The organism is Lysobacter koreensis (assembly GCF_042677045.1).
Lineage (GTDB): Bacteria > Pseudomonadota > Gammaproteobacteria > Xanthomonadales > Xanthomonadaceae > Lysobacter_K > Lysobacter_K koreensis.
The window spans coordinates 189,934-212,238 of the sequence record NZ_JBHTIH010000007.1 but is presented as its reverse complement, the minus strand read 5'-3'; the positions used below and the strand labels follow the sequence as shown (position 1 = coordinate 212,238).

The following is a 22,305-nucleotide window of genomic DNA, read 5'->3' as shown; positions in this document are numbered from 1 at the left end:
GCACGCGCGAATGGACTTCGCTAGGCGCTCTTGGCCAGCGCCGGCTGCCGGAACGCGGTCGGCGAACGGCCGTAGGCCTGTTTGAACGCTGCGGCGAAGTGGCTATGGCTGGAGAAGCCCAGGTCCTGCGCGAGCGCGGACATGTCGTCGCAGTGCGCGACCAGGTCGAGCGCGCGCGCCAGGCGCAGGCGCAGGTGGTAGCGGTATAGCGGCAGGCCTTCGACCTGCTGGAAGGCCTGGGTCAGGTACACCGCCGAGCCGCCGATCTGCGCCGCGATTTCCGCCAGGCTCCAGCGCCGGCTGAGGTCGCCGGCGAGCAGCAGCTTGGCGCGGTCCACCAGCCGCTGCCGTGCGTGGCTCGCGCCGGGCTCGCGAGTGGTGCCCGGCCCAAGGCTGCGACACACCAGGGTCAGCGCCAGGCTCTCCGCTTCCAGCGGTTCGATGCTGCGGTGGCGGCAGGTGCCCAGGCAGTGCACGTTCGTCACCGCGACGGTGCCGGTGTCGAGCAGGCGGCTGGTTTCGAACTCGGGCGTCTCACGCGCAGCGGGGCAGGGAAAGGGGGGCTCAGCGCCAGCCTAGCGGATGCGCGTTGGCTTTTCGTCGCGGTGTCAGCGCGCGGCGATCGGCCGCGGCATCTCGCAGTCCGGGCCGGGGCTGGTGTCGTCGGTGCTCACGCACAGGCCGAAGCGGTGCAGGCCGGGGACCAGGCGGGTGTCGCCCTTGGCGATCGCGAAACGTTCGACCGCTTCGGACCGGCAGGCGCGGTTGCGCGGGCCGGAGGCCGGTGCGCAGTTGGGCGCGAACACGGTGTAGTGGCACTGCCCGCTGGCGCTGCGCAGGCAGTCGAAGCGGGCGACGCCGGCCTGGCTGCTGGCGCGGCTGTAGAGCACGTCGCTACCGTCGACGATGGTGCGGTTAACGAAGCTGCTGCCGCCGACGTCGCAGCCGAACAGCGAGAGCACGAAGTAGCACAGGGCGATCAGTTTCATGGGGCACCTCGCGGGTGGGTAGCGGCGCGGCGTGGGTTGGAATTTTCCGTGGTACGGCTTTTCTGCTCGTCATCCCCGCGAAGGCGGGGATCCAGGGACGTTGGCTCTTGTCGGGAAGGAAGTCCGGGTGTCAGCCTTCAGCAGAACGATGCGGCACGAGCGAGAGTCCATGGATCCCCGCCTTCGCGGGGATGACGATTCCGATGCTTGGTGCGGGGTGCGTTGGATGGTGTTTTTCATCGCCGCGACTTCACATATGCCGGAACAGCGTCATGAACGGCGCGCTGACGGCCAGGGTTTCGGGCCGCGACTTCAGGCGCACGGTGCCGCGGCCACTGTCGTCGCGGACGATGCCGGCGATCGCCTTGAGGTTGACGATCGTCGAGCGGTGGATCTGCTTGAAGGTGGTCGCGTCGAGCACCCCCAACAGCTCGCGGATAGGGGTGCGCAGCAGCGCTTCGCCTTCGGCGGTGACCACGGTCGTGTACTTGTTGTCGGCGCGGAAGTAGGCGACGTCGTCGACCAGGATCAGGCGCGTCTCGCGGCCGGCGCTGGCGGTGAGCCAGGTCAGCGGCGGTGGCGCGTCGGCGGGCGGACGTGCCGCACTGGAATGGGCACCGAGGCGTTCGAGCAGCGCGCTCAGCGCGGCGGCCTCGTTGTTGCCGGTGCGCGCCTGCAGGCGCTGCACGGTCGCGGCCAGCCGCTCGGGCTTGATCGGCTTGAGCAGGTAATCGACCGCGCCGCGCTCGAACGCGTCGATCGCGTACTGGTCGTAGGCGGTCACGAACACGATCTGGGTGTGCGGGGTCGCGTGCGCCGCGGCGGCGGCGACTTCCAGCCCGCTCAGGCCGGGCATGCGGATGTCGAGGAACGCGACCTCGGGCCGGTGCTCGGCCAGCGCCTCCAGCGCATGCGCGCCGTCCTCGCACTCGGCCACGATCCGCAGCTGCGGCCAGGCCTGCTTGAGCGCATCGACCAGGCCCTGGCGCAGCAGCGCCTCGTCCTCGGCGATCACGCAGGTCACGTTTGTGGCCAGCTCAGACATGAGGGACTTCCTGCGCAGCTTTGTCTGCGGGCACGGTCAGCGTCGCGGCGACGCCGGCAGGGAAGTTGGCGACCACCGCCAGCGCCGCGCGGCCGCCGTGGCGCAGGCGCAGGCGTTCGCGCACGTTCTTCAGGCCGATGCCGGTGCCCGCGGTTTTGGCGTTGAACCCGTCGCCGTCGTCGGCCACGGTGATCGCGACCTCGTCGTCGCTGCGGCGCGCGCGGATCCACACGGTGCCGCCGCCGGTGCGCGGCTCCAGCCCGTGCTTGATCGCGTTCTCGACCAAGGTCTGCAGCATCATCGGCGGCAGCGGCGTGGCGCGCAGGTTTTCCGGCACGTCGACCTGCACCGACAGGCGCGCGCCCATGCGGATCTTGAGGATCTCCAGGTAGGCGATCGCGCGCTCCAGTTCCGCGCCCAGCGTCGAGGTCTCGTCGTCGGTGCGCGGCAGCGAGTGGCGCAGGTACTGGATCAAATGCCCGAGCATCTCGTCGGCGCGCGGCGGGTCGCTGCGCGCCAGCAGCTGGGCGCTGGCCAGGGTGTTGTAGAGGAAGTGCGGCTCGACCTGCGCGTGCAACAGGGAGAGCTTGGCGACGGTGAGTTCCTTCTCGGTCGCGGTCTGGGTGGCCTCGCTCTTCTCGCCGCGGCGGCGCTCGCCAACGCGGCGGCTGATCGCGCGGGTGATCGCCTCGGCGTTCTCGAAGTTGCTGCCGTCGTCGACCAGGAACCAGTCGCTCCACGCCGGCGACTCGGGCTCGCAGATCAGGGTGACGCTGCCGCTGTCGTGGCCGGGGGTGACGGTGGCGAGGATCTGGTTGCGCGGCACGCCGAACCACGACAGCGGGTTCCAGCGCCCGCCGACGCGTTCGATCTGCACGTCGGGGCGGCCGACCTTGGCGCGCACCTGCAGGCTGTCGCGTGCGCTCTCGACGTGCTGGATGCGTGGCAGTTCGCGGATCGCCGCATCGAGCAGGTCGAACGCCTCACCGGCCTCGAACGGGATCTCGACCTGGCGGCGCTGGCGGTTGGCGAGCGCCTCCTTGTCGATGCGCCCGGCGATCAGCCGCACGCGGCCCAGGTGCGAGAGCGCGCCGGCGACCACCAGCGCCATCGTCAGCATCCCGGCCACCACCACCGGCCATTCGATCCAGCCGATCAGCGGCAGGTTCGACCACAGCCCGGCGAACAGGAACACCACCAGCAACCAGGCCAGGGTGATGCGCAGGACGAAGGCGAGGCTCTTGAACACGGGGCTTCCTGGGTGAGCTGTATGGATTGCGGCCGAGCATAGCGAGCCGCGGCGCGCGGTGGCCGGGATTGCGACGGGTGCGGGGATGGGGCGACGAAGCGGGGGAAAATGCCGGCGGGCGAACGAGGGATCGGCCTCGTGGGGGCGTGGTCGCGCCGTCAGCTAACCCGCCCGGCCTCGCGGCTTGCGGGGTCAGCCGGGCCTGCCGAGCTCCAGCCGGAGTTCTGCGCCCGAAACCGGGCTGCACGGCTGCCAGCCCTGGGACAGGTAGAAGCGCTCGGCGCGCGTGCCCGGATTGGTGGTGAGCCACAGGCGCGCGTGGCCCAGCGACCACAGCCAGTCGACGACCGTGGCGTGCAGTGCCTTGCCATGGCCGCGACCCTCGTGGTGCGGGTGCACGAACAGCGCCCACACGCTGCCGTCCTTATGGCCGCTGGCGAACGCCGTGATCTCTCCCTCCGCCTCGATGACCCAGGTGCGCCCGAGCGTCTCCAGCGCGGCGAGGTAGTCCGCTTCGGAGATCCGCGTCGGACTGGAGAGCGTGTTCTCGCGCACCGCCAGGCGCACGCGATGCATGGCCGGGATATCGGATGGGGTGGCTTGGCGCGGTGTCACGGGTGGGTCCTGGCGCTTGAAATACGCCGAGCCGCGAAACGAGTTCGGCTTGAACTAATTGTTAGGCCTTGAGCGGTGGAAAATAAGGCTCAATGCCGGTGCTCCGTGTCTTGGACTTGAACGATCTGCCACTTTCCATTGCGGCGAAGCCATGTGCTAGTCCAAGAAAAGGTGCCGCGATCCCCACCTTTGCGCCACTCGTCCTCGCCATGAGCGACTGCAACGTTTCCGAAGACGCGTACCGTTACCGCTGTGGCCCGAAGCAGCGAGTACGGCTCACCAGCTTGCATGGCTTGGATGGCCTGAGCCTTGTCCAGAACTGTCCCATCCGGAAGTACCCACACGCAATCTTGCGCGAAGATGCGTTCCAAAACAGACGAGTCATTCCGCCCAAGCGACTCGGCAAGAGCTCGCTCGTCACGTTCTATGATGCGAGCAGCATTCTCTCGGCCAAGTGCTGGAGAAGCTATGAGAAACATCAGCAGGAGCGCGGTTCTGATCATCAAGGCCTATCGCTTGGTTGACGGGCTCACCCAGCCTACCCGCCGCGCACGCGCAGCGTCAGGCCCTTGAGGAAGTTGCGCAGCAGCTGGTCGCCGCACAGGCGGAAGTTGTGGTGGCCGGGCTGGCGGAAAAGCGCGGTCAGTTCCGGCTTGGAGATCGGGAAGCCGGCGTCGGCAAAGGCCTGGTGCATGTCGCCGTCCTTGAGTTCGAACGCGACGCGCAGCTTCTTCAGCACCACGTTGTTGGTGATGCGCTTCTCGACCGGGCGCGGCACGCCGTCGGGGTTGGGGCCGCGGTAGTGCAGCACCAGGCCGTCGAGGAAATGCGCGAGCACCGGGTTGGGGCACTCGACGTAGCCCGGCTCGTCCTCCTTGCGCAGGTAGCCGGGCACGTCGGCCTTGTCGAGCGGTAAGTCCGGATCGGCCAGGCGCGTGATCTCGACGACCTTGGCGTCGCTGAGGTCGAGCATGTAGCGGATGGAGCGCAGTACGTCGTTGTTGATCATTGCCTGTTCCGTGATGCGAATCTTGGTGAGCCAGAGGCTTCGTAGGATGCGGTAAGCGCAGCGCACCGCATCGCTCGCGACAGATGCGGTGCGCTGCGCTTACCGCATCCTACGGTGACGTGGTGTGGCGAATCACGCGCGCGCGGCGAGCCACACGCGCACCGCCTCGCCGAACGCGGCGCCGTGGCGCGGGTCGTGGTCGAAGTAGAGGTCGGGTTCGATCAGTTCGGCCTCCATCAGCAGCCAGCGGCCGTCGGCGTCGGGCACGGTGTCGATGCGCGCGTACAGCAGCGGCGCGTCGATCGCGGCCAGGGTCTGTTCGGCCAGCGCCAGCGCGCCGGGCGGCGGCGCCGGCAGCGCGGTGTAGGCGCCGCCGTACTGCACCTGCACGCGGAACTCGCCGGGTAGCGGTCGTTTGTTGACGACATGGCCCAGGCGCCCGCCGAAAAACAGCAGCGAGGTCTCGCCTGCGCTCTCGATGCTCGGCAGGTAGGGCTGGACCATCGCCGCGCCGGTCACCGCGTGCGCGCCGGCTTCGTCGAAGGCCTCGCCGCGGCGCAGGCGTTGGGTCTGCCACGCGCCGCCGGAGACGGTCGGCTTGACGATCAGCTCCGCCGCGTCGGTGGCCGCGAACGCGGCCTCGACCTGTTGCGCGGTGACGCGCTCGGACCAGGTGGTGGGCGGGATCGCGATGCCGCGCTGCGCGAGCTCTTGCAGGTAGCGCTTGTCGGAATTCCAGCCGAGCAGCGCGGCCGGGTTGGCCAGCGGCAGGCCGGCGTGTTCCCACGTCCGGCACGCGCGCAACCAGCGGGCGTGGTCGAAGTGGTAGCCCCAGACCAGCAGCGGCAGCACCAGCGCGAAGCCCGCGAGCCCGCCGGCGCCGTCGACGTGCGCGGTCCACGGCGTCGGCGTCGCGGTCACGCCCGCGCTCGAAAGCGCGTTGCGCAGGCGCGCGAGCACCCCCTCCCAGATGCCCGCGTACGAGGCGTCGGCAGGATCGGGGGTGAGGATGGCGACCTCGGTCATCGTGGTTTCGCTGCAGGCGCCCGGTGCAGGCGCGGCAGGCGAGTGTATCGGGCGCGCCACGTACCCGCGCGGCGTTTTCACGCCGGTTTAAGTTCGCCGGGGCCAGGCTTCAACTCGGCACGGGAGCCCGGGTCGCCGTTCGCGGCGGTCCCTTGAGGAGACGTGCCATGAAACGATCCACCGCAATTGCCGCGTGCGTGTTGGCCGCGCTCGCACTGCTGCCGCTGGCGGGCATCGCGCAGGACCTGGCGGTGACCGCCGCAAAGAACGCCAAGGTGCTGCTCGACAACGACAAGGTCCGCGTCATCGAGCTGCAGATGGCACCCGGCGGAAAGACCGGCATGCATTCGCACGGCGACCACGTCGTGTACTTCGTCACCGGCGGCGAGGCGACCCAGAACAACGCCGACGGCACGTCGACCAAGCGCCAGCCCAAGCCCGGTGAGGTCATGTGGAGCGGGCCGGTCACCCACGACACCCACAACACCGGCAAGGCGATGGTCAAGGCGGTGATCGTCGAGCTGAAGGCGCCGGCCAGCCCGCCGTAGGCGATGTGGACGCGGCGATGCGCAGCGTCGCGTGGCGGCATGGGTATCGCTGGCGGGGCCGGGCGGGTGACGCCGCGGCCGGGGTGGGCGCACGGGCGCGGGAGTAGAATCGCCGCACGGCTGGAGCGGCGAGCATGGCGACCCCGCGCACGCACGAAGCGATGATCCAGGCCCGCGGCCTGCCGCGCGGCAACGGCGGGCTGCAGGGCGACGGTGCGATGACCGGCATCCTCGCCCAGGTCTCGCGCGAGGCCCTGCAGGGCGAAGGCCTCGACGCGGTGCTGCAGCGCATCGTCGATTGCCTGTTCCGGCGCCTGCCGGTGGCGATCGCGAGCATCATCCTGCTCGACGACGCCGGCACCCATTTCGTGCAGGAAGTCTGGGCCGGCCAGCTCGACCTGGAGCAGTCGGTGCCGTTGCCGTGGCCGGTGACGTTGGGCGCGGCCGGGCGCTGCGCGCGCAACGGCCAGGCCCAGCTGATCGCTGACATCGAGCACGATCCGGATTACGTGCCGGGCCATCGCGCGGTGCGCTCCGAGTACCTGGTGCCGATCCGCCACCGCGCCCGCATGCACGGCGTGCTCAACATCGAAAGCGAGCACGCCGAGTTCTTCACCCTGGAAGTGCGCGCGCTGTTCGACGCCGTTGCCGACCAGATCGCCGGTGCCATCCACCTGGCGCGGGTGGCGGGCGAGCTCGCGGCCGCCAACCGCAAGCTCGAGGGGTTGTCGATGAGCGACGGCCTCACCGGGATTGCCAATCGCCGCTGCTTCGACCTGCGCCTGGCCGCGGACTGGCAGCGCCTGGCGCAGGAAGGGCGGATGCTGGCGCTGGCGCTGGTGGACGCCGACTGCTTCAAGCCGCTCAACGACACCTGCGGGCACCTGTACGGCGACGAGTGCTTGCGCACGCTCGCGCGCCTCTGCGGCGGGTTCGCCGAGCGCGACGAGGACCTGGTGGCGCGCTACGGCGGCGAGGAACTGGTGCTGCTGCTGCCGGGCCGCGACCTGCCGGCCGTGCACCGCACCGGTGAGCATCTGCGGCAGCGGGTCGAAGCCGAGGCGATCGCGCACCCGTGCTCCACGGTCGCGCCGCACGTGACGATCAGCGTCGGCGTCTGCGCGATGCAACCCGAGCCGGCGCGCGCACCGGAACTGCTGATCCAGACCGCGGATCGCGCGCTGTACGCCGCCAAGGCCCAGGGCCGCAACTGCGTGGTCGCCGCCGTGCCGCGGACGCCGCGGGACCGGCGCAGCCGCGCGCGCACCGCGGAGTGACGCGACTCAGCGCGGGCGCGTCGCGTCCGCCCGGATCGACCCGGCGGGTAGCGCGACCGAAACGGGCGGCCGCGCGAGGGTCTCTTCGATCGCGGTGAACGCCGAGTGCCGGCCCGGCGCGGCATCGGGCACGCCGGTCGCGAAGTACGCCACCCCGGTGCCGGACGCGCGGTCGATCCACAGGCCCGACAGCAGGCCGTAGGCGGCGCCGGCGTGGCCGATGCGCGCGACCCCGTCGCCGAACAGGTCGTCGCGGCAGCCGGCCGCGCGCGTCGCCAGCGTCTGCACGGCCAGGCCGTAGCGGCAGAAGAAGCCGCGCCCGGAGGCGCTGGCGTCGTCCTCGGCGGTGATGCCGTTGCCGGGTAAGTAGCGCCAATGCGGTGCGGTCATCGCCTGCACCGATGCGGGCGTCAGCAACCGCAAGCCATCGACCTCGCCCTCGCCCAGCAGCAGGCGGCCCAGCGCCGCCAGCCCGAGCGCGGAAATGCGCAGCCCGCCCTGCGGCGAGAACAGCGCGCCATTGGCCCCGGCGCGCCAACGCGACAGGTCGCAGTCGCCGGTGCGCGACAGGTTGACCGCGCACGCCGGCTTGCGGCCGCGGTGGTCGTCGCGCAGCGGCGCGCCGCTCGCGTCGTACAGCACCACCGCGCGCGCGGCGACGGATGCGTCGCAGCTGTCCCAGTTGAAACATGAGGCGATGCCCAACGGGCGCAGCACCAGCGCGTCCATCAGCCGGTCGAAGCGCTCGCCGGTGGCGCGCTCCATCACCGCCGCGACCAGCGGCAGGTTGAGGTTGGCGTAGCGGAAGTGCGTGCCGGGCGCGTGCGCGGCGTCCCACGCGCGCGGGTCGTCGAGGATCGTGCGCAACTCGCCGTCCAGCGGAATTGCGTAATAGCCGGCCGCATCCGTGAGGCCGGAACGGTGCGAGAGCAGCAGGCGCAGCGTGATCGGCTGGCGCGGATGCGCAGGGTGGCGCAGCGACCACCCCAGCAGCGTCGACACGTCGGCATCGAGGTGCAGGCGGCCCTGCTCGACCAGGCGCATCACCCCGATCGCGGTGACCAGTTTGGAGATCGATGCGACCCGCACCGGGTCGTCGGCGCCGACCGCACGCCCGGCCGAGATGTCGGCCAGCCCGCGCGCTTCGATCGTGGTGATGCCGCGGCGGTCGAAGGCCACGCGTACCGTGGCGGTCGGTTCCGTGGCGCGCGCGTTGGCGGCGCCCAGCAGCAGCGCCACGGTGGCGGCGAGGATGCGGGCGCGACGCGACGTCATCGGAAGTGCCTGCGCCATGCCTGCGGCCGTGCTCGACGCGTGGTGACGGCCGGGCGCCTGCCGTCAGTCGAGCGCATCGAACCATGCCGCATACGGCGAATGGCGGGCCATCGTGCGGTTGCAGTCGGGCGCGCCATCGGTCCACCACGCCGGGCCGCGTTCGCCGAGCGCGACCTTGGCCGCGTCGACCTCGCTGCGCGCCTGCCGTTCGGCCGCCGCGTCGCCGGCACGCAACGCGCGGCCGACCGCGGCGCGGGCGCGCATCAGGCGTTGCGTCTGCGCCGCGCGTTCGGCCGCGGGCAACGACGGATCACTGCAGCGCCACAGGCGACCGCGCACCACGAAATAGCGGCCGTCCGGGGTCACGGGGTAGGGCGGCGGTTTGCGCATCGACCCAGTCTGCCAGCCGCTGCGTGCGGCGCGCGGTGATGGCGGTCGACGATTCGACTCGTCATCGGTTGGCGCCGGGAGGAGCCTGCGGCCGCACGTACCGCCGTCCTAACCGCCGGCCCGCCGGCCCGCCGGGTGTCGGCCTAGTCGCGCGCGGAAATGATGAAGCTGCCGAACGACACGCCCAGGGTGCGGCCGCTGCCCTTGCCGGTCAGGGCGAGCGAGATCGAACCTTTGGTGACCACCTGCGCCTTGGAGGCGTTGCCCGAATTGCCGGCGTTGGCCTCGGCAGTCGCGTAGCCGCCGATCAGGTCGCGGATGTCGTTGACCGGGGTGAACTTGCCCAAACCATTCTCGATCGTGGACTTGCCGAACGTCAGCCCGCCGCCCTTGGATTCGATGGTGACCGCCAGGGTCTGGCCGTTGTCGCACTTGATCACGCCGTCGCCGCTGGAACGCTTGTAGAACGCGCCGCCGCCGGACATGTTGTAGGTCATGGTGCAGCTGGTCTGCGCGGCGTGGGCCGGCAGCGCGGCCAGGGCCATGGGTGCGGCCAGGGCGGTGGCCAGGACGATTGCAAGACGCATCGAGGACTCCGTGTCGGTAGGCGCGCCAATCGCGCCCGGCAAGTATGCCGCGCGCGTCTCGCGCACACGCGATCACAGGATCCTGCGCGCCGGCCCGCGCCGGGCATCGGTCGCCGCCGCCCGCTGCAGATGCGAGAACCGCGCCAACTTCCGGGTCGCGCTGCGCGCTGCCGCCGTTGGCGCGTGGCGGCAGGGACGCCGGTAATCGCGCGCCGCGTTTGCCCTAATCGATGAAGCCGCATTTCGCGGCAGGGCCGCGCGCGGGGGGTGGCCCCCCACCATCGAAGGATCCGGACATGAACGTGCAAGCCAAATTGCGCCATCCCCGCCGCCGCGCCGCCCGGCTCGGTGTGGCCTACTGCATCGGCCTGGCGATCGCCGGGCCGGTCTGCGCCGACGCGGTCACCGACTGGAACCTGGTATTCGACCAGGCTTCGCCCGCGTTCGGGGGGCCGCCGGCACGCAGCCCGCCCGGGGCGATGATGCATGTCGCGATCCACGACGCGCTCAATAGCATCGATCCACGCTACCAGCCCTACACCGCGCTAAGTCCGGCCAATCCCAACGCCTCGCCCGATGCCGCGATCGCCGCCGCCGCGCGCGACGTGCTGATCAACCAGCTCAGCCGCCTGCCCGACAACGCGGCCAAGGCCGCGGCGCGGACCAACGTGCAGTCCGCCTACGTCGCCGCACTGGCGGCCATCCCCGATGGCACCGCCGAGAACCTCGGTGTTGCAGCCGGACAGGCGGCCGCCGCGGCGATCATCGCGCTGCGCCTCAACGACGGCCAGGGCACGCCCAACCTGCCGTACACCCTGGCGCCGGGACTGGGCGTGTACCAGCCCACGCCGCCGAACTTCGCGACGCCGAGCTTTGCCGGCCTGGCCCTGTGGACCCCGTTCGCGATGACCAGCGCCTCGCAGTTCCACCCGGGCCCGTCGCCGATCTTCGCGCTCAAGGGCGCGCCGTACGCGCGCGACTACAACGAGGTGAAAGCCGTGGGTTCGGCGGTGGTCCGCAACGCCGCGCCGGATTCGGAGGAAAGCCGGATCGCGCGCTTTTTCCCGGGCGGCGGTGGCAACGGCAATGCGCTTGCCCGTGCTGCGATCAACGGCCTGGGACTGGATCGCTGGCAGCATGCGCGGCTGTTTGCACTGCGCGGCATGGCCGAAACCGATGCGCTGATCACCGCGTTCGGAACCAAGTACGTCTACAACTTCTGGCGGCCGGTGACCGCGATCCGCTGGGCAGACGACGGCAACCGCCGCACCGAGCCCGATCCGGGCTGGCTGTCCTACCAGCTGACACCGGCCTATCCGGACTACATCTGCGGCCTGCCCTCGGTGATTGGTTCCACGACCGAAGTACTGCGTCGCTTCTTCGGCACGGACGACATCACTTTCAGCTTCACCGTCTCGATTCCGCAACCGGCGCCGGCGCCCCCGGAAGTGCTGACGCGCAACTACACGTCGCTGTCGCAGGCCGCGAACGAAGCAGTCGATGCCCGCGTGTTCGGCGGCATGCATTTCCGCGACGGCTGCGAGCAGGCCAAGCGCACGAGTTCGAAGGTGGCCAGCTACGTGTTCGCGCGCTATCTGAAGCCGGTGCAATGAGTCGGCCGCGCTGATCGAGTCCGGCGCGGCGGCGGGCGTGCGGCAGAGCTAGGCGCCGACCCGCCGCCGCACCGCGGCGATGTCGCGGATCGGTCGCACCTCGATGCAGCCGGTGCGGCTCCACGGGAATTCCTGGGCGATGCGGAGCGCATCGTCCAGGCTCGGCGCCTCGATCACGTTGAAGCCGGCCAGCATCTCCTTGGTCTCGGCGAACGGGCCGTCGACGATGGTGGTGCGGCCGTTGCGCACCCGCACCGACTTGGCGGTGGCCGGCGCTTCCAGCTGCTGCGAATCGAGCAGCCGGCCGTCGTCGCGCAGTTCGTCGGCATGCACCAGGCAGCCGCGCATCAGGGTGTCGAACTCGCCCGCGGGCAGCGCGTCCAGCAGCTGCGCGTCGGTGTAGATCATCATCAGGAACTGCATGGCGGCCTCGGTGGGGAAGGGCGTTGGGCCGACCTTAGCGCATCGCGGCGAAGGATCGAGGCGCGCCGGTACGCCAGCCGCCACGCCGCGCGATGGGCACGCGGCGCGATGCCCGGAAAACGACGAGCCCCGCGGGTGCGGGGCTCGGGATGCGGCACGGTGGCGGCGATCAGTGGTGCAGCAGGATGTCGGCGATGATGCCGGTCGCGACCGCGACCAGGATGAACTTGCCGTCGTCGCCGCGCACCCAGCGGTGGCCGCGCGGCGGCGGTGCGAGGTGGTACACGCGGTAATCGCTCACGTGGTAGCGCGGCTGCAGGTAGACCACGTCGATGCGCTCCCCCTTGCGCCAGCCCTCGTGCTTGCCACGGTCGTGGTGGCCGTGGCGGCCGTGGCCATCGTCGTCGTGGCCGTGGCCGTGTTTCTTGCCAGCCTCGGCGGACGCCGACGCCAGCGCCAGCAACGCGGCCAGCGGCGCGATCAACAGCAGGTATCTCATGGGTGCCCCCTTGCAGTGGCCGGGCCGCGGGCCCGGTGGTGGATGACGAATGCCAAGCGCGCCGATCCTACGTCGCCGGCGGCGCCGAACGTGCGCGCGCGTCGCGCGGCTTGTTCGAAGCTTGACGGCGGTCGCCGTTTGCGCGGCCGCGGCTTCGGCCTCAGGGCAGCGTGCGCAGCTTCGGCTCGCGCTCCCACTGCCGGGTCTGGGCGGCCTTGACGAACGCCTTGCCATCGCCGGCGTCGACCACGCCCGGGTCCTTGCCGATACCGCCGGCCTTGAGCAACGCCTGCGCGCCGGCATCGGCGGCGATCGCCTTGAGGTGGCCGAACGCGTCGCGCACGAAGTCCACCGCCGCCGCTTCCTTCGCCAGGCGCTTGCCGGCCTCGTCGGACAACACCACCGCGACCGCATCGAACACCAGCGACGGCGTGCCGGCCAGCTGGCCGTCGGCGGGCAGCTTCTTGCGGTCGGACAACATCGCGCCGCCGAGCTTCGGGGCGACGATCTTGACCGTGGCGCCGGCATCTTCCGCCGCCTTGCGCAGCGCCTTGATCGTGGCGGCGTTGGAGCCGTCGTCGACCAAGATGCCGACCGCGCGCCCCTGCAACGTCGGCTTCATCTTGCCGATGATCTGCAAGGCCGGCGATGGTGGCATGTCGATGGCCGGAACCTTGGCCGGCGGTGCCGGTGGCAGCGCATCCATGCCCAGGCCGTTGGCTACACGCTGCGCGAGGTCGGTATCGATGTGGCGCAGGTGGCCGACGATCAACTCGCGCACGTGCGCCGTCTCGACCTTGGACAACTCGAACACGAATGCCGCGGCGATGTGGGCCTGCTCGAACTTGGTCTGGCTGCGGTAGAACAGCCGCGGCTGGCTGTAGTGGTCGGCGAAGGTCTCGGGGCGGATGCGGCCCTTGACGCCGTCGTCGGCCTGGTTTGCGAGGTGCTCCGCAAAGCTGCGGAAGCCGGCCGGTGTCGCGCGCGCGGAGGTCGGATCGAGCGAGCTGGGCTCGTAGGCGACGCGGCCCTTCGGCACCTGCATCTGCATGTGGCCGTCGCGCTGCTGGTTCGCGAACGGGCACTTGGGCGCGTTGATCGGGATCTGGTGGAAGTTCGGGCCGCCCAGACGGATCAGCTGGGTGTCGAGGTAGGAGAACAGCCGGCCCTGCAGCAGCGGGTCGTTGCTGAAGTCGATGCCGGGCACGATGTTGGCCGGGCAGAACGCGACCTGTTCGGTCTCGGCGAAGAAGTTGTCGGGCATGCGGTCGAGGACCATGCGCCCGACCACGGTCAGCGGCACCAACTCTTCGGGCACCAGCTTGGTCGGGTCGAGGTGGTCGAACGGGAACGCGTCGGCCTGTTCCTCGGTGAACAGCTGCACGGCCAGGTCCCAGGCCGGGAAGTTGCCCGACTGCACCGCCTCGAACATGTCGCGGCGGTGGAAGTCGTTGTCGCAGCCCTGCAGTTTCACCGCTTCATCCCACACCGTGGACTGCAGCCCCAGCTGCGGACGCCAGTGGAACTTGACGAACGTCGACTTGCCCTTGGCATCGAGCAGGCGGAACGAGTGCACGCCGAAGCCTTCGATCATGCGCAGCGAGCGCGGGATCGCGCGGTCGCTCATCGCCCAGAAGATCGTGTGCATCGATTCGGGGGTGAGCGAGATGAAATCCCAGAACGTGTCGTGCGCGGCGGCGGCCTGCGGGTAGCCGCGGTCGGGTTCCATCTTCACCGAGTGCACCAGGTCGGGGAACTTCATCGCGTCCTGGATGAAGAACACCGGCACGTTGTTGCCGACCAGGTCGAAGTTGCCCTGCTGGGTGTAGAACTTGACCGCGAAGCCGCGCACGTCGCGCGGTGTGTCGACCGAACCGGCGCCGCCGGCGACGGTGGAGAAGCGCGCGAACACCGGGGTGCGCTGGCCGACCTCGTTGAACAGCGCGGCGCTGGTGTACTTGGCCAGCGATTTGGTCAGTTCGAAATAGCCGTGCACGCCGGTGCCGCGCGCGTGGACGATGCGCTCGGGGATGCGCTCGTGGTCGAAGTGGGTGATCTTCTCGCGCAGGATGAAGTCTTCGAGCAGGGTCGGGCCGCGCGGCCCGGCCTTCAGCGAGTTCTGGTTGTCCGCCAGCGGCACGCCCTGGTTGGTGGTCAGCGGCGGGTGGGTGCCGCCGGCGTGCTGGTGCAGTTCGTCGCCATGGCCGCGCTCCGCCTGGTCGGGGGCCGGCTTGCGGGCGGCCGGGGGGGATTTGGCGGGCGTCTTCTTGGCGGCCATGCGGGGCTCCTGCTGGGTGGTGGGGCGCGGCGGGTGCGGCGCGGAAGGAGCACCGTCGCGCAGGCGGGGTTAACGCCCTGTGCAATACCTGCGGCATGCAGGCATGAACGGGTGCGCCAGCGCGCACGGGTTGCGACACTGCGCGTCCTTGCATCGCCGTTCGCTCGTCGCCCGAGACGATCGGTTTCGCTTTGCCCAACCCATCCGACGAAACCCCATGCCCGACGATCCGCCCGGTTTCTCCTTCGTGCCGATCGCCTACGTGCGCTCGCCGTACGCGCGGCGCATCGATGCACCGCACCAGTCGACGGTGGTCGCCGGCACCGAGACCGGCGACCTGGCGCCGGCCACGATCGCGTTCGTCGACGGCATTCCCGACGCCGCGTTCCGCGACCTGGCCGGCTTCGAGCGGCTGTGGCTGGTGTTCGTGTTCCATCGCAGCCAGGGCTGGAAGGCCGAGGTCCGGCCGCCGCGCGGCGGCGGCAAGCGCAGCGTGCTGGCCACGCGCTCGCCGCACCGGCCCAACGCGATCGGCCTGTCGGCGGTGGAACTGGTCGCGGTCGAGGCGCGCGCGTTGCAGGTGCGCGGCATCGACCTGCTCGATGGCACGCCGATCCTCGACATCAAGCCTTACGTGCCGTATGCCGATGCGTTCCCGCACGCGTGCGCCGGCTGGATCGATGGCATCGACGCCGCGCAGGGCCGGCAGTCGGCGCCCGGGCCGCGCCGGCCGCGGTCGCCGCGCACTTAGGTCGGGTCAAGCAATCGGCCGGGTGAAGGCGCTGCCGTGCACCCAGAAATGAAGGGGGCGGTCGAGGCCGTAGCCGCGCAAAAAAAGGAACGGCCGAGGCCGTCGCCACGCAGCCAAAAGAAAGGGACGGCCGAAGCCGTAGCCACGCAGCCAAAAGAAAGGGACGGCCGAGGCCGTCCCTTGTGATGTCGCAAGCCCCGACGAGAAGGCTTACGGCATCAGCACCTTGTCGACCACGTGGATCACGCCGTTGCTCTGCATCACGTCGGCGGTGGTGACCATCGCGGTGTTGCCCTTGGCGTCGGTCAGGCTGATCCCGTTGGCCCCCGCGGCCTTCGCGATCAGGCTGCCGCCCTGCACGGTGGTCAGCGTGGCGCTGCCGCCACCGGCCTGGACCTGCGCCATCAGCGCGGCAGCGTCGAGCTTGCCGGGCACCACGTGGTAGGTCAGCACCTTGGTCAGGTCGGCCTTCTTCTCGGGCTTGAGCAGGCCGTCGACGGTGCCGGCCGGCAGCGCGTCGAACGCGGCGTTGACCGGCGCGAACACGGTGAACGGGCCGGCGCCCTTGAGCGTGTCGACCAGCCCGGCGGCCTTGACCGCGGCGACCAGGGTGGTGTGGTCCTTGGAATTGACGGCGTTGTCGATGATGTCCTTGTCGGCGTACATCGGCGCGCCGCCGACCATCGGGTTCTCGGGCGTCGCCGGGGCCGGCGTGGGCATGTCGACGGCCGCGGCCGGCTCGGTGGTCGCGGCCGCGGCGGCTGCGGTGTCGGCATCGGCATCGGCGTCCTTGCCGGCACAGGCCGACAGGGCCAGCACGGCGACCAGGGCGAGGGCGAGCGGGGCGAGGTTCATGGGGGACTCTTTCATGGCGGACTCCTGGGATGGGCGCGGTAAGGCGCGGGTTCGGCCGTAGCTACGCGCGCAGCGTGGATTCGGATGCAGGCCGACGCGCATTGCCCCGTGCGCGGGACGATGCTTCCCCGCTTTGCCGGCTTATCGCCATCGCAGCTGGCGCCTAGGCTATGCCGTTCCCCCGCCCGAGACCTGCCGATGCTCACCCCGCGCCAAGCGCAATTCGCGTTCATCCCGTTGGCTGCCCTGCTGATGTCCGGCGTCATCAGCCTGGCGATGAGCGTGCTCACCCTCGGCCTGGCGCCCGGCTTGCCCGGCGCGTGGCTGCGGGCGTGGGCGCTCGCGTTCGCCGTGGCCCTGCCGACCGCATGGGTGGTGTTGCCGGGCCTGCGCGCCTTGCTGGCGCGGCTGGTGCGCGAGCCGGTGCCAACGCTGCCCACCCGCGACATCGGCGAGCGGGAATGAGCCGCGCCGCGCCCGCGACCGCCGCACCCGGGCGCCGACCGCCGTCGGCTACGATCCGGGCTACCCCGGTGGAGACAGAGGCGGCGCGCGTGGAGTCGATCATTTCGGTCAAGGACGTCAGCAAGACCTACGCCTCCGGCTTCGAGGCGCTCAAGCATGTCGACCTGGAGATCCGCCGCGGCGAGATCCTCGCCCTGCTCGGCCCCAACGGCGCCGGCAAGACCACCCTGATCAGCATCATCTGCGGGATCGTCAACGCCAGCAGCGGCTCGGTCACCGCCGACGGCCACGACATCGTCCGCGACTACCGCGCTGCGCGCAGCAAGATCGGGCTGGTGCCGCAGGAACTGTCGACCGACGCGTTCGAGACGGTGTGGGCGACCGTGCGCTTCAGCCGCGGCCTGTTCGGCAAGCCCCGCAACGATGCCCACCTGGAAAAGGTTCTGCGCGACCTGTCGCTGTGGGACAAGAAGGACAGCAAGATCATGGCGCTGTCGGGCGGCATGAAGCGCCGCGTGCTGATCGCCAAGGCGCTGTCGCACGAGCCGCGGATCCTGTTCCTGGACGAGCCCACCGCCGGCGTCGACGTCGAGCTGCGCCGCGACATGTGGCAGATGGTGCGCGAGCTGCGCGCCAATGGCGTGACCATCATCCTGACCACGCACTACATCGAGGAAGCGCAGGAGATGGCCGACCGCATCGGCGTGATCAACCACGGCGAGCTGGTGCTGGTCGAGGACAAGCACGTGCTGATGCGCAAGCTCGGCAAGAAGCAGCTCACGCTGCAGCTGCCCGAGCCGCTGCCGCGCGTGCCCGAGGCGCTGGCGGACCTGCCGCTGGAGCTGGCCGACGACGGCCACGCGCTGGTCTACACCTTCGACGCGCAGGCCGACCGCGGCGGCATCGCCACGCTGCTGCGGCGGCTGGGCGAGCACGGCATCGAGTTCAAGGACCTGCACTCGAGCGAGAGCTCGCTGGAGGAGATTTTCGTCAGCCTGGTGCGGGGTTCTGCATGATGTCGCGATACGCAAATCCCCCTCAGTCCCCCTTTTTCAAAGGGGGAAGGCAAGCGCCCCGTTTGACTCGGAGCAACAAGCACACCGGCTTGTCTCCCCTCTTTGCAAAAGAGGGGTCGGGGGAGATTTGCTTTTGCCAGGAGGCGGCATGTCCATGAACGTCCACGCGATCGCCGCGATCTACCGCTTCGAGATGGCGCGTACCTTCCGCACCCTGACCCAGTCGATCGCCTCGCCGGTGCTGTCGACCTCGCTGTACTTCGTGGTGTTCGGCGCGGCGATCGGCGCGCGCATGGGCGACATCGAGGGCGTGAGCTACGGCGCCTTCATCATCCCCGGGCTGATCATGCTGGCGCTGCTCAACGAGAGCATCTCCAACGCTTCGTTCGGCATCTACATGCCCAAGTGGGCCGGCACGATCTACGAGCTGCTGTCGGCGCCGGTGTCCTACGTCGAGGTCGTGATCGGCTACGTCGGCGCGGCGGCGACCAAGTCGGTGATGCTGGGGGTGCTGATCCTGGCCACGGCGCGGCTGTTCGTGCCGTACGAGATCGCGCACCCGCTGTGGATGCTCGCGTTCCTGGTGCTGACCGCGGTCACCTTCAGCCTGTTCGGTTTCATCATCGGGCTGTGGGCCGACGACTTCCAGAAACTGCAGGTGATCCCGCTGATGATCGTGACGCCGCTGACGTTCCTGGGCGGTGCGTTCTACTCGATCAGCATGCTGCCGCCGGCGTGGCAGAAGCTCACCCTGTTCAACCCGGTGGTGTACCTGATCAGCGGCTTCCGCTGGAGCTTCTACGGCATCGCCGACGTCAACGTGGCGGTCAGCGCGGCGGCGATCCTCGGGTTCCTGGCGCTGTGCCTGCTCGCGGTGTGGTGGATCTTCAAGACCGGCTACAAGCTCAAGGCCTGAAGCCCCCGGGCATGGCCCAAAGCCGCGGCGGCGGGCCGGAGCCCAGGCCGACCCGCCGCCACCGCGTCTCCCTGACGAGGAGGCGGCCAGTGTCGGTGGCGGTGGTCGCAACAGCTGAGAACGGCGGGTTGACGCGTCGCCGGCGCGCGCGGTCACGCGCCGCAGATCGGCCGGCGACTAGCGTGTGCGGGTGCCGCCACCGCGAGACCGACCGATGCACGAGAACCCCAGCCCCGATCCGACCGCGCCCGATCCGGCGGTGCCCGACCCCGCAACCAATCCCACGCCCGGACCCAAGCCCGAGCTCCCGCCCGCGCCGCCACCGGCGCGCCCGGAGCAGCCCGCGCCGCCGCCGCCACGCCCGGAAATCACCCCGCCGCCGGAGCCCGGGCCGGCACCCGCGCCGCCGGAAGTTCCCGAGCTGCCGCAGCCGGCCCCGGCCGAACCGCAACCGGAAATCCCGGCGCCCGGGCAGCCGCTGCCGGTGGCGCCGCCAGCAATAGATCCACTGCCGCCGGCCCCCATGGCCTGACGCGGCGGCCGGCGTGGCTAGTTGTCGCCGGCCTTGGTATCGAGGAAATACGGCTCGACCTTGCCGTTGACCTTCATCGTCATCGGGTTGCCGTGGCGGTCGAGCGCCTTGCCGACCGCGCAGCGGATCCAGCCTTCGCTGATGCAGTACTCCTCGACGTTGGTGCGTTCCTGGCCGTTGAAGACGATGCCGACCCCGCGCTCGAGCAGGGCGGCGTCGTGGAACGGGCTGCGGGGGTTCAGGGACAGGCGGTCGGGCAGGGTGTCGGTCATCGGGGCAAGTTCACTGGAGTGGCGCGACGGGCCACGTGCGGGCGACAGGATACGGGCTGGCCGCGTCCGCCTGCGACCCGCGGACCGGCCGCGCCGGGATCGCGGCCGGATCGATGGCCGCGATCAGTTGCCGACGCCGGCCTCGGCGCCGCCGCGGTGCAGCGGGTTGGGGAGCGCATCTCCCTTGGCGGTGAACCCCAGCGACACCGAGTTGAGGCAATGGCGCTCGAAGGTCGGCGGCGGACCGTCGGGAAACACGTGCCCGAGGTGGCTGCCGCAACGCGCGCAGACGATCTCGTCGCGGGTCATGCCGTAGCTGGTGTCGGTGATCACGCGCACGTGGCCCGGGTCGTAGGGCGCGAAGAAGCTCGGCCAGCCGGTGCCGGAGTCGAACTTGGTGTCGGAGCGGAACAGCGGCAGCCCGCACAGCCGGCAGGTGTAGATGCCGTCGAGCTTGTTGTCGAGGAACACCCCGCAGAACGCGGCTTCGGTGCCGTGCTCGAGCAGCACCCGGCGCTCGGCGGCGCTGAGCCCGGCGCTGAGCGCGGCGCGCTGGGAATCGGTCGGCGGGGTCAGGTCGAAGGCGGTCATGGCGGCTCCTTGCAGCGTTGCCGCACTTCAGCAGCCCGCGGCTTCAGGCCCGGTGAAGGGGCTGGCCGCTTGGAACCGTGCCCCGGCGGCACCAGATCGAAGCGATGACCCCAGCCCCGCCTCCCGCCACGCCGGCCGCCGCCGCCCCTCTCGACGGCACCGCTCCGGTCGCCCGCCCCGCGTCGGCGCGCAGCGAGGCGCAGGTGCTGCGCGACCTGCTGCCGTTCCTGCGCCCGTTCGTGGGCCGCATCGCGCTGGCGCTGGGGCTGGTGGTCGCCGGCAAGCTGGCCAACCTGACCGTGCCGCTGGTGCTCAAGCGCCTGGTGGACGGCCTCGACGTCGCGCCGACCCTACTGGTGTTGCCGGTCGCGCTGCTGCTCGCCTACGGCGCCTCGCGGCTGTCGGTGACGCTGTTCACCGAGTTGCGCCAGGTGGTGTTCGCGCGGGTGATGGCACGGGTGTCGCGCAAGGTGACGCTGCAGGTGTTCCGCCACCTGCACGCGCTGAGCCTGCGCTTCCACCTCGCGCGCCGCACCGGCGGCGTGGCCCGCGACGTCGAACGCGGAGGCAGCGCGATTTCCGACCTGCTCGACTGGACCCTGTACACCATCCTGCCCACCCTGATCGAGGTGGTGCTGGTGACCGGCGTGCTGGTCTACCTCTACGACTGGGGCTTCGCGGCGATCACCCTGGCGACGCTGGTGGCGTACATCGTGTTCACGTTCTCGGTGACCGAATGGCGCACGCGCTTCTACCGCGCCGCGGTCGAGGCCGATACCCACGCCAACGAGCGCGCGGTGGACTCGCTGCTCAATTACGAGACCGTCAAGTACTTCGGCAACGAGGAGCACGAGGCGCGCCGCTACGACGAGAACCTCGTCCGCCTCGAGAACGCCCAGGTCATGAGCCGCAAGACCCTGGCGGTGCTCAACCTGGGGCAGGTCGCGATCGTCTCGCTGGGGGTCACCGCGATGATGTGGCGCGCGGCCGCCGGCGTGGTCGCCGGCAGCATGACGATCGGCGACCTGGTGCTGGTCAACGCCTACCTGCTGCAGTTGTCGGCGCCGCTGAACATGCTCGGCATGATGTACCGCGAGGTGAAGCAGGCGTTCACCAACCTGGAACGGCTGTTCGGCCTGCTCGACGAGCGCCAGGACGTGCAGGACCGCGCCGGCGCGGTGGCCTTGCAGGCGAGCACGCCGCGGGTCGCATTCGAGCACGTGGACTTTTCCTACGACGCGCGCCGGCAGATCCTGCGCGATGTCAGCTTCACCATCGCGCCGGGCGGCACGGTCGCCGTGGTCGGCCATTCGGGCTCGGGCAAGTCGACCCTGGCGCGGCTGCTGTACCGCTTCTACGACGTCGACGACGGCCGGATCGCGATCACCGATGCGGCGGGCGACACCCGTGACGTCCGCGACTACGCGCAGGCGTCGGTGCGCAGCGCGATCGCGATCGTGCCGCAGGACACGGTGCTGTTCAACGACAGCATCTACTACAACATCCTCTACGGCCGCCCGGGCGCGAGCGGTGCCGAGGTCGAGCAGGCCGCGCGCGCGGCGCACATCCACGACCTGATCGTGTCGCTGCCCGACGGCTACGAGTCGCAGGTCGGCGAGCGCGGGCTCAAGCTCAGCGGCGGCGAGAAGCAGCGCGTGGCGATCGCGCGCGCCTTGCTGAAGAACCCGGCGATACTGATCTTCGACGAGGCGACCTCGGCGCTGGATTCCCGCTCGGAACGCTCGATCCAGGCCGAGCTCGACCGCATCGCGATTGGCCGCACCACGCTGGTGATCGCGCACCGGCTGTCGACGGTGATGGATGCCGACGAGATCCTGGTCATGGACAGCGGCCGGATCGTCGAACGCGGCACGCACGCGCGCCTGTTGGCGCTGAGTGGCCACTACGCGCAGATGTGGCAGCTGCAGCAGCAGGAGCAGCGCGAAGCGGTCGCCATCGAAGCGGCCGCTGAATCGTAGGAGCGACTTCCGTCGCGAGCTTTCCCCTCAACCCGCGCGCGCCGCCCAATCGCACCCACAATCGACATCCGATGCGCCACCATCGTCTTTCAACCGCCAACGGTG

The 22,305-nt window shown here is 70.3% G+C and carries 25 protein-coding genes; 8 read left to right on the top strand and 17 right to left on the bottom strand.

All coding sequences use genetic code 11. The annotated features are described in order from the left end of the window. Nucleotides 1-20: 20 nt before the first annotated feature. From ACFQZQ_RS13075 to ACFQZQ_RS13040, 8 genes are all read right to left on the bottom strand, one after another. The gene (locus tag ACFQZQ_RS13075) at nucleotides 21-485 is read right to left on the bottom strand and encodes a helix-turn-helix transcriptional regulator (protein ID WP_386813316.1); all 465 of its coding nucleotides are present in this window, start codon (nucleotides 483-485) and stop codon (nucleotides 21-23) included. Nucleotides 486-608: 123 nt separating this feature from the next. Next, entirely contained in the window at nucleotides 609-989 is a 381-nt protein-coding gene (locus tag ACFQZQ_RS13070; RefSeq protein ID WP_386813315.1) for a hypothetical protein, read from the bottom strand. A gap of 250 nt (nucleotides 990-1,239) precedes the next feature. Further along, entirely contained in the window at nucleotides 1,240-2,034 is a 795-nt protein-coding gene (locus tag ACFQZQ_RS13065) for a LytR/AlgR family response regulator transcription factor (protein ID WP_386813313.1), read from the bottom strand. After that, on the bottom strand, nucleotides 2,027-3,283 hold the full coding sequence (locus tag ACFQZQ_RS13060; RefSeq protein WP_386813312.1) for a sensor histidine kinase: 1,257 nt from the start codon (nucleotides 3,281-3,283) through the stop codon (nucleotides 2,027-2,029). The genes ACFQZQ_RS13065 and ACFQZQ_RS13060 overlap by 8 nt, the downstream gene beginning before the upstream one ends. 192 nt (nucleotides 3,284-3,475) lie before the next feature. After that, nucleotides 3,476-3,859: a GNAT family N-acetyltransferase gene (locus ACFQZQ_RS13055; protein WP_386813311.1), complete on the bottom strand. Its 384-nt coding sequence runs from the start codon at nucleotides 3,857-3,859 to the stop codon at nucleotides 3,476-3,478. Between the two features lie 128 nt (nucleotides 3,860-3,987). Next, the gene (locus ACFQZQ_RS13050; RefSeq protein WP_386813485.1) at nucleotides 3,988-4,377 is read right to left on the bottom strand and encodes a nuclear transport factor 2 family protein; all 390 of its coding nucleotides are present in this window, start codon (nucleotides 4,375-4,377) and stop codon (nucleotides 3,988-3,990) included. A 59-nt stretch (nucleotides 4,378-4,436) separates the two neighbouring features. After that, on the bottom strand, nucleotides 4,437-4,907 hold the full coding sequence (locus ACFQZQ_RS13045; protein ID WP_386813310.1) for a YehS family protein: 471 nt from the start codon (nucleotides 4,905-4,907) through the stop codon (nucleotides 4,437-4,439). Nucleotides 4,908-5,039: 132 nt separating this feature from the next. Then, nucleotides 5,040-5,933 carry an ATP-grasp domain-containing protein gene (locus ACFQZQ_RS13040; protein WP_386813308.1) on the bottom strand — a complete coding sequence of 298 codons (894 nt, stop codon included), beginning with the start codon at nucleotides 5,931-5,933 and terminating at the stop codon, nucleotides 5,040-5,042. A gap of 167 nt (nucleotides 5,934-6,100) precedes the next feature. On the opposite strand from ACFQZQ_RS13040, the gene ACFQZQ_RS13035 reads away from it, so the two are divergent. Both ACFQZQ_RS13035 and ACFQZQ_RS13030 read left to right on the top strand, forming a co-directional pair. Beyond that, nucleotides 6,101-6,481: a hypothetical protein gene (locus tag ACFQZQ_RS13035; RefSeq protein WP_386813306.1), complete on the top strand. Its 381-nt coding sequence runs from the start codon at nucleotides 6,101-6,103 to the stop codon at nucleotides 6,479-6,481. Nucleotides 6,482-6,615: 134 nt separating this feature from the next. Continuing rightward, nucleotides 6,616-7,758 carry a GGDEF domain-containing protein gene (locus ACFQZQ_RS13030; RefSeq protein WP_386813304.1) on the top strand — a complete coding sequence of 381 codons (1,143 nt, stop codon included), beginning with the start codon at nucleotides 6,616-6,618 and terminating at the stop codon, nucleotides 7,756-7,758. Between the two features lie 6 nt (nucleotides 7,759-7,764). On the opposite strand, the gene ACFQZQ_RS13025 is transcribed toward ACFQZQ_RS13030, so the two are convergent. The 3 genes from ACFQZQ_RS13025 to ACFQZQ_RS13015 form a co-directional block, all read right to left on the bottom strand. Continuing rightward, nucleotides 7,765-9,033: a serine hydrolase domain-containing protein gene (locus tag ACFQZQ_RS13025; RefSeq protein WP_386813302.1), complete on the bottom strand. Its 1,269-nt coding sequence runs from the start codon at nucleotides 9,031-9,033 to the stop codon at nucleotides 7,765-7,767. Between the two features lie 63 nt (nucleotides 9,034-9,096). Beyond that, nucleotides 9,097-9,423: a hypothetical protein gene (locus tag ACFQZQ_RS13020; protein ID WP_386813301.1), complete on the bottom strand. Its 327-nt coding sequence runs from the start codon at nucleotides 9,421-9,423 to the stop codon at nucleotides 9,097-9,099. Between the two features lie 143 nt (nucleotides 9,424-9,566). Next, nucleotides 9,567-10,010, bottom strand: coding sequence for a hypothetical protein (locus ACFQZQ_RS13015; protein WP_386813300.1), 444 nt, complete (start codon nucleotides 10,008-10,010; stop codon nucleotides 9,567-9,569). Between the two features lie 296 nt (nucleotides 10,011-10,306). Between ACFQZQ_RS13015 and ACFQZQ_RS13010 the strand changes: the two genes are divergently transcribed. Continuing rightward, the gene (locus ACFQZQ_RS13010) at nucleotides 10,307-11,623 is read left to right on the top strand and encodes a vanadium-dependent haloperoxidase (protein ID WP_386813299.1); all 1,317 of its coding nucleotides are present in this window, start codon (nucleotides 10,307-10,309) and stop codon (nucleotides 11,621-11,623) included. Nucleotides 11,624-11,671: 48 nt separating this feature from the next. Here the strand turns inward: ACFQZQ_RS13010 and ACFQZQ_RS13005 are convergent, their stop codons facing one another. From ACFQZQ_RS13005 to ACFQZQ_RS12995, 3 genes are all read right to left on the bottom strand, one after another. After that, a complete protein-coding gene (locus ACFQZQ_RS13005; RefSeq protein ID WP_386813298.1) occupies nucleotides 11,672-12,046 on the bottom strand; it encodes a YciI family protein in 375 nt (124 codons plus the stop codon). Nucleotides 12,047-12,215: 169 nt separating this feature from the next. Further along, nucleotides 12,216-12,545 (bottom strand): RcnB family protein, encoded by a 330-nt coding sequence (locus ACFQZQ_RS13000; RefSeq protein ID WP_386813296.1) that lies wholly within the window; start codon nucleotides 12,543-12,545, stop codon nucleotides 12,216-12,218. Between the two features lie 160 nt (nucleotides 12,546-12,705). Continuing rightward, nucleotides 12,706-14,823, bottom strand: a complete 2,118-nt coding sequence (locus tag ACFQZQ_RS12995) for a catalase (RefSeq protein ID WP_386813295.1) — start codon at nucleotides 14,821-14,823, stop codon at nucleotides 12,706-12,708. 217 nt (nucleotides 14,824-15,040) lie between these two features. Here ACFQZQ_RS12995 and tsaA point away from each other — a divergent pair, with 217 nt between their 5' ends. Then, nucleotides 15,041-15,574, top strand: coding sequence for a tRNA (N6-threonylcarbamoyladenosine(37)-N6)-methyltransferase TrmO (gene tsaA, locus ACFQZQ_RS12990; protein ID WP_386813294.1), 534 nt, complete (start codon nucleotides 15,041-15,043; stop codon nucleotides 15,572-15,574). Between the two features lie 210 nt (nucleotides 15,575-15,784). Here the strand turns inward: tsaA and ACFQZQ_RS12985 are convergent, their stop codons facing one another. Continuing rightward, on the bottom strand, nucleotides 15,785-16,294 hold the full coding sequence (locus ACFQZQ_RS12985; protein ID WP_386813484.1) for a fasciclin domain-containing protein: 510 nt from the start codon (nucleotides 16,292-16,294) through the stop codon (nucleotides 15,785-15,787). A 333-nt stretch (nucleotides 16,295-16,627) separates the two neighbouring features. On the opposite strand from ACFQZQ_RS12985, the gene ACFQZQ_RS12980 reads away from it, so the two are divergent. The 3 genes from ACFQZQ_RS12980 (at nucleotide 16,628) to ACFQZQ_RS12970 (ending at nucleotide 18,826) form a co-directional block, all read left to right on the top strand. Continuing rightward, nucleotides 16,628-16,894, top strand: a complete 267-nt coding sequence (locus tag ACFQZQ_RS12980) for a DUF2798 domain-containing protein (RefSeq protein ID WP_386813293.1) — start codon at nucleotides 16,628-16,630, stop codon at nucleotides 16,892-16,894. Nucleotides 16,895-16,983: 89 nt separating this feature from the next. Next, nucleotides 16,984-17,910 (top strand): ABC transporter ATP-binding protein, encoded by a 927-nt coding sequence (locus tag ACFQZQ_RS12975; protein WP_386813291.1) that lies wholly within the window; start codon nucleotides 16,984-16,986, stop codon nucleotides 17,908-17,910. Between the two features lie 154 nt (nucleotides 17,911-18,064). Then, nucleotides 18,065-18,826, top strand: coding sequence for an ABC transporter permease (locus tag ACFQZQ_RS12970; RefSeq protein WP_386813483.1), 762 nt, complete (start codon nucleotides 18,065-18,067; stop codon nucleotides 18,824-18,826). 549 nt (nucleotides 18,827-19,375) lie between these two features. On the opposite strand, the gene ACFQZQ_RS12965 is transcribed toward ACFQZQ_RS12970, so the two are convergent. Beyond that, nucleotides 19,376-19,630, bottom strand: a complete 255-nt coding sequence (locus ACFQZQ_RS12965; RefSeq protein WP_386813290.1) for a DUF3297 family protein — start codon at nucleotides 19,628-19,630, stop codon at nucleotides 19,376-19,378. A gap of 123 nt (nucleotides 19,631-19,753) precedes the next feature. Continuing rightward, nucleotides 19,754-20,221, bottom strand: coding sequence for a peptide-methionine (R)-S-oxide reductase MsrB (gene msrB, locus ACFQZQ_RS12960; protein ID WP_386813288.1), 468 nt, complete (start codon nucleotides 20,219-20,221; stop codon nucleotides 19,754-19,756). 104 nt (nucleotides 20,222-20,325) lie between these two features. Between msrB and ACFQZQ_RS12955 the strand changes: the two genes are divergently transcribed. Beyond that, nucleotides 20,326-22,200 carry an ABCB family ABC transporter ATP-binding protein/permease gene (locus tag ACFQZQ_RS12955; RefSeq protein WP_386813286.1) on the top strand — a complete coding sequence of 625 codons (1,875 nt, stop codon included), beginning with the start codon at nucleotides 20,326-20,328 and terminating at the stop codon, nucleotides 22,198-22,200. Nucleotides 22,201-22,305: the final 105 nt, after the last annotated feature.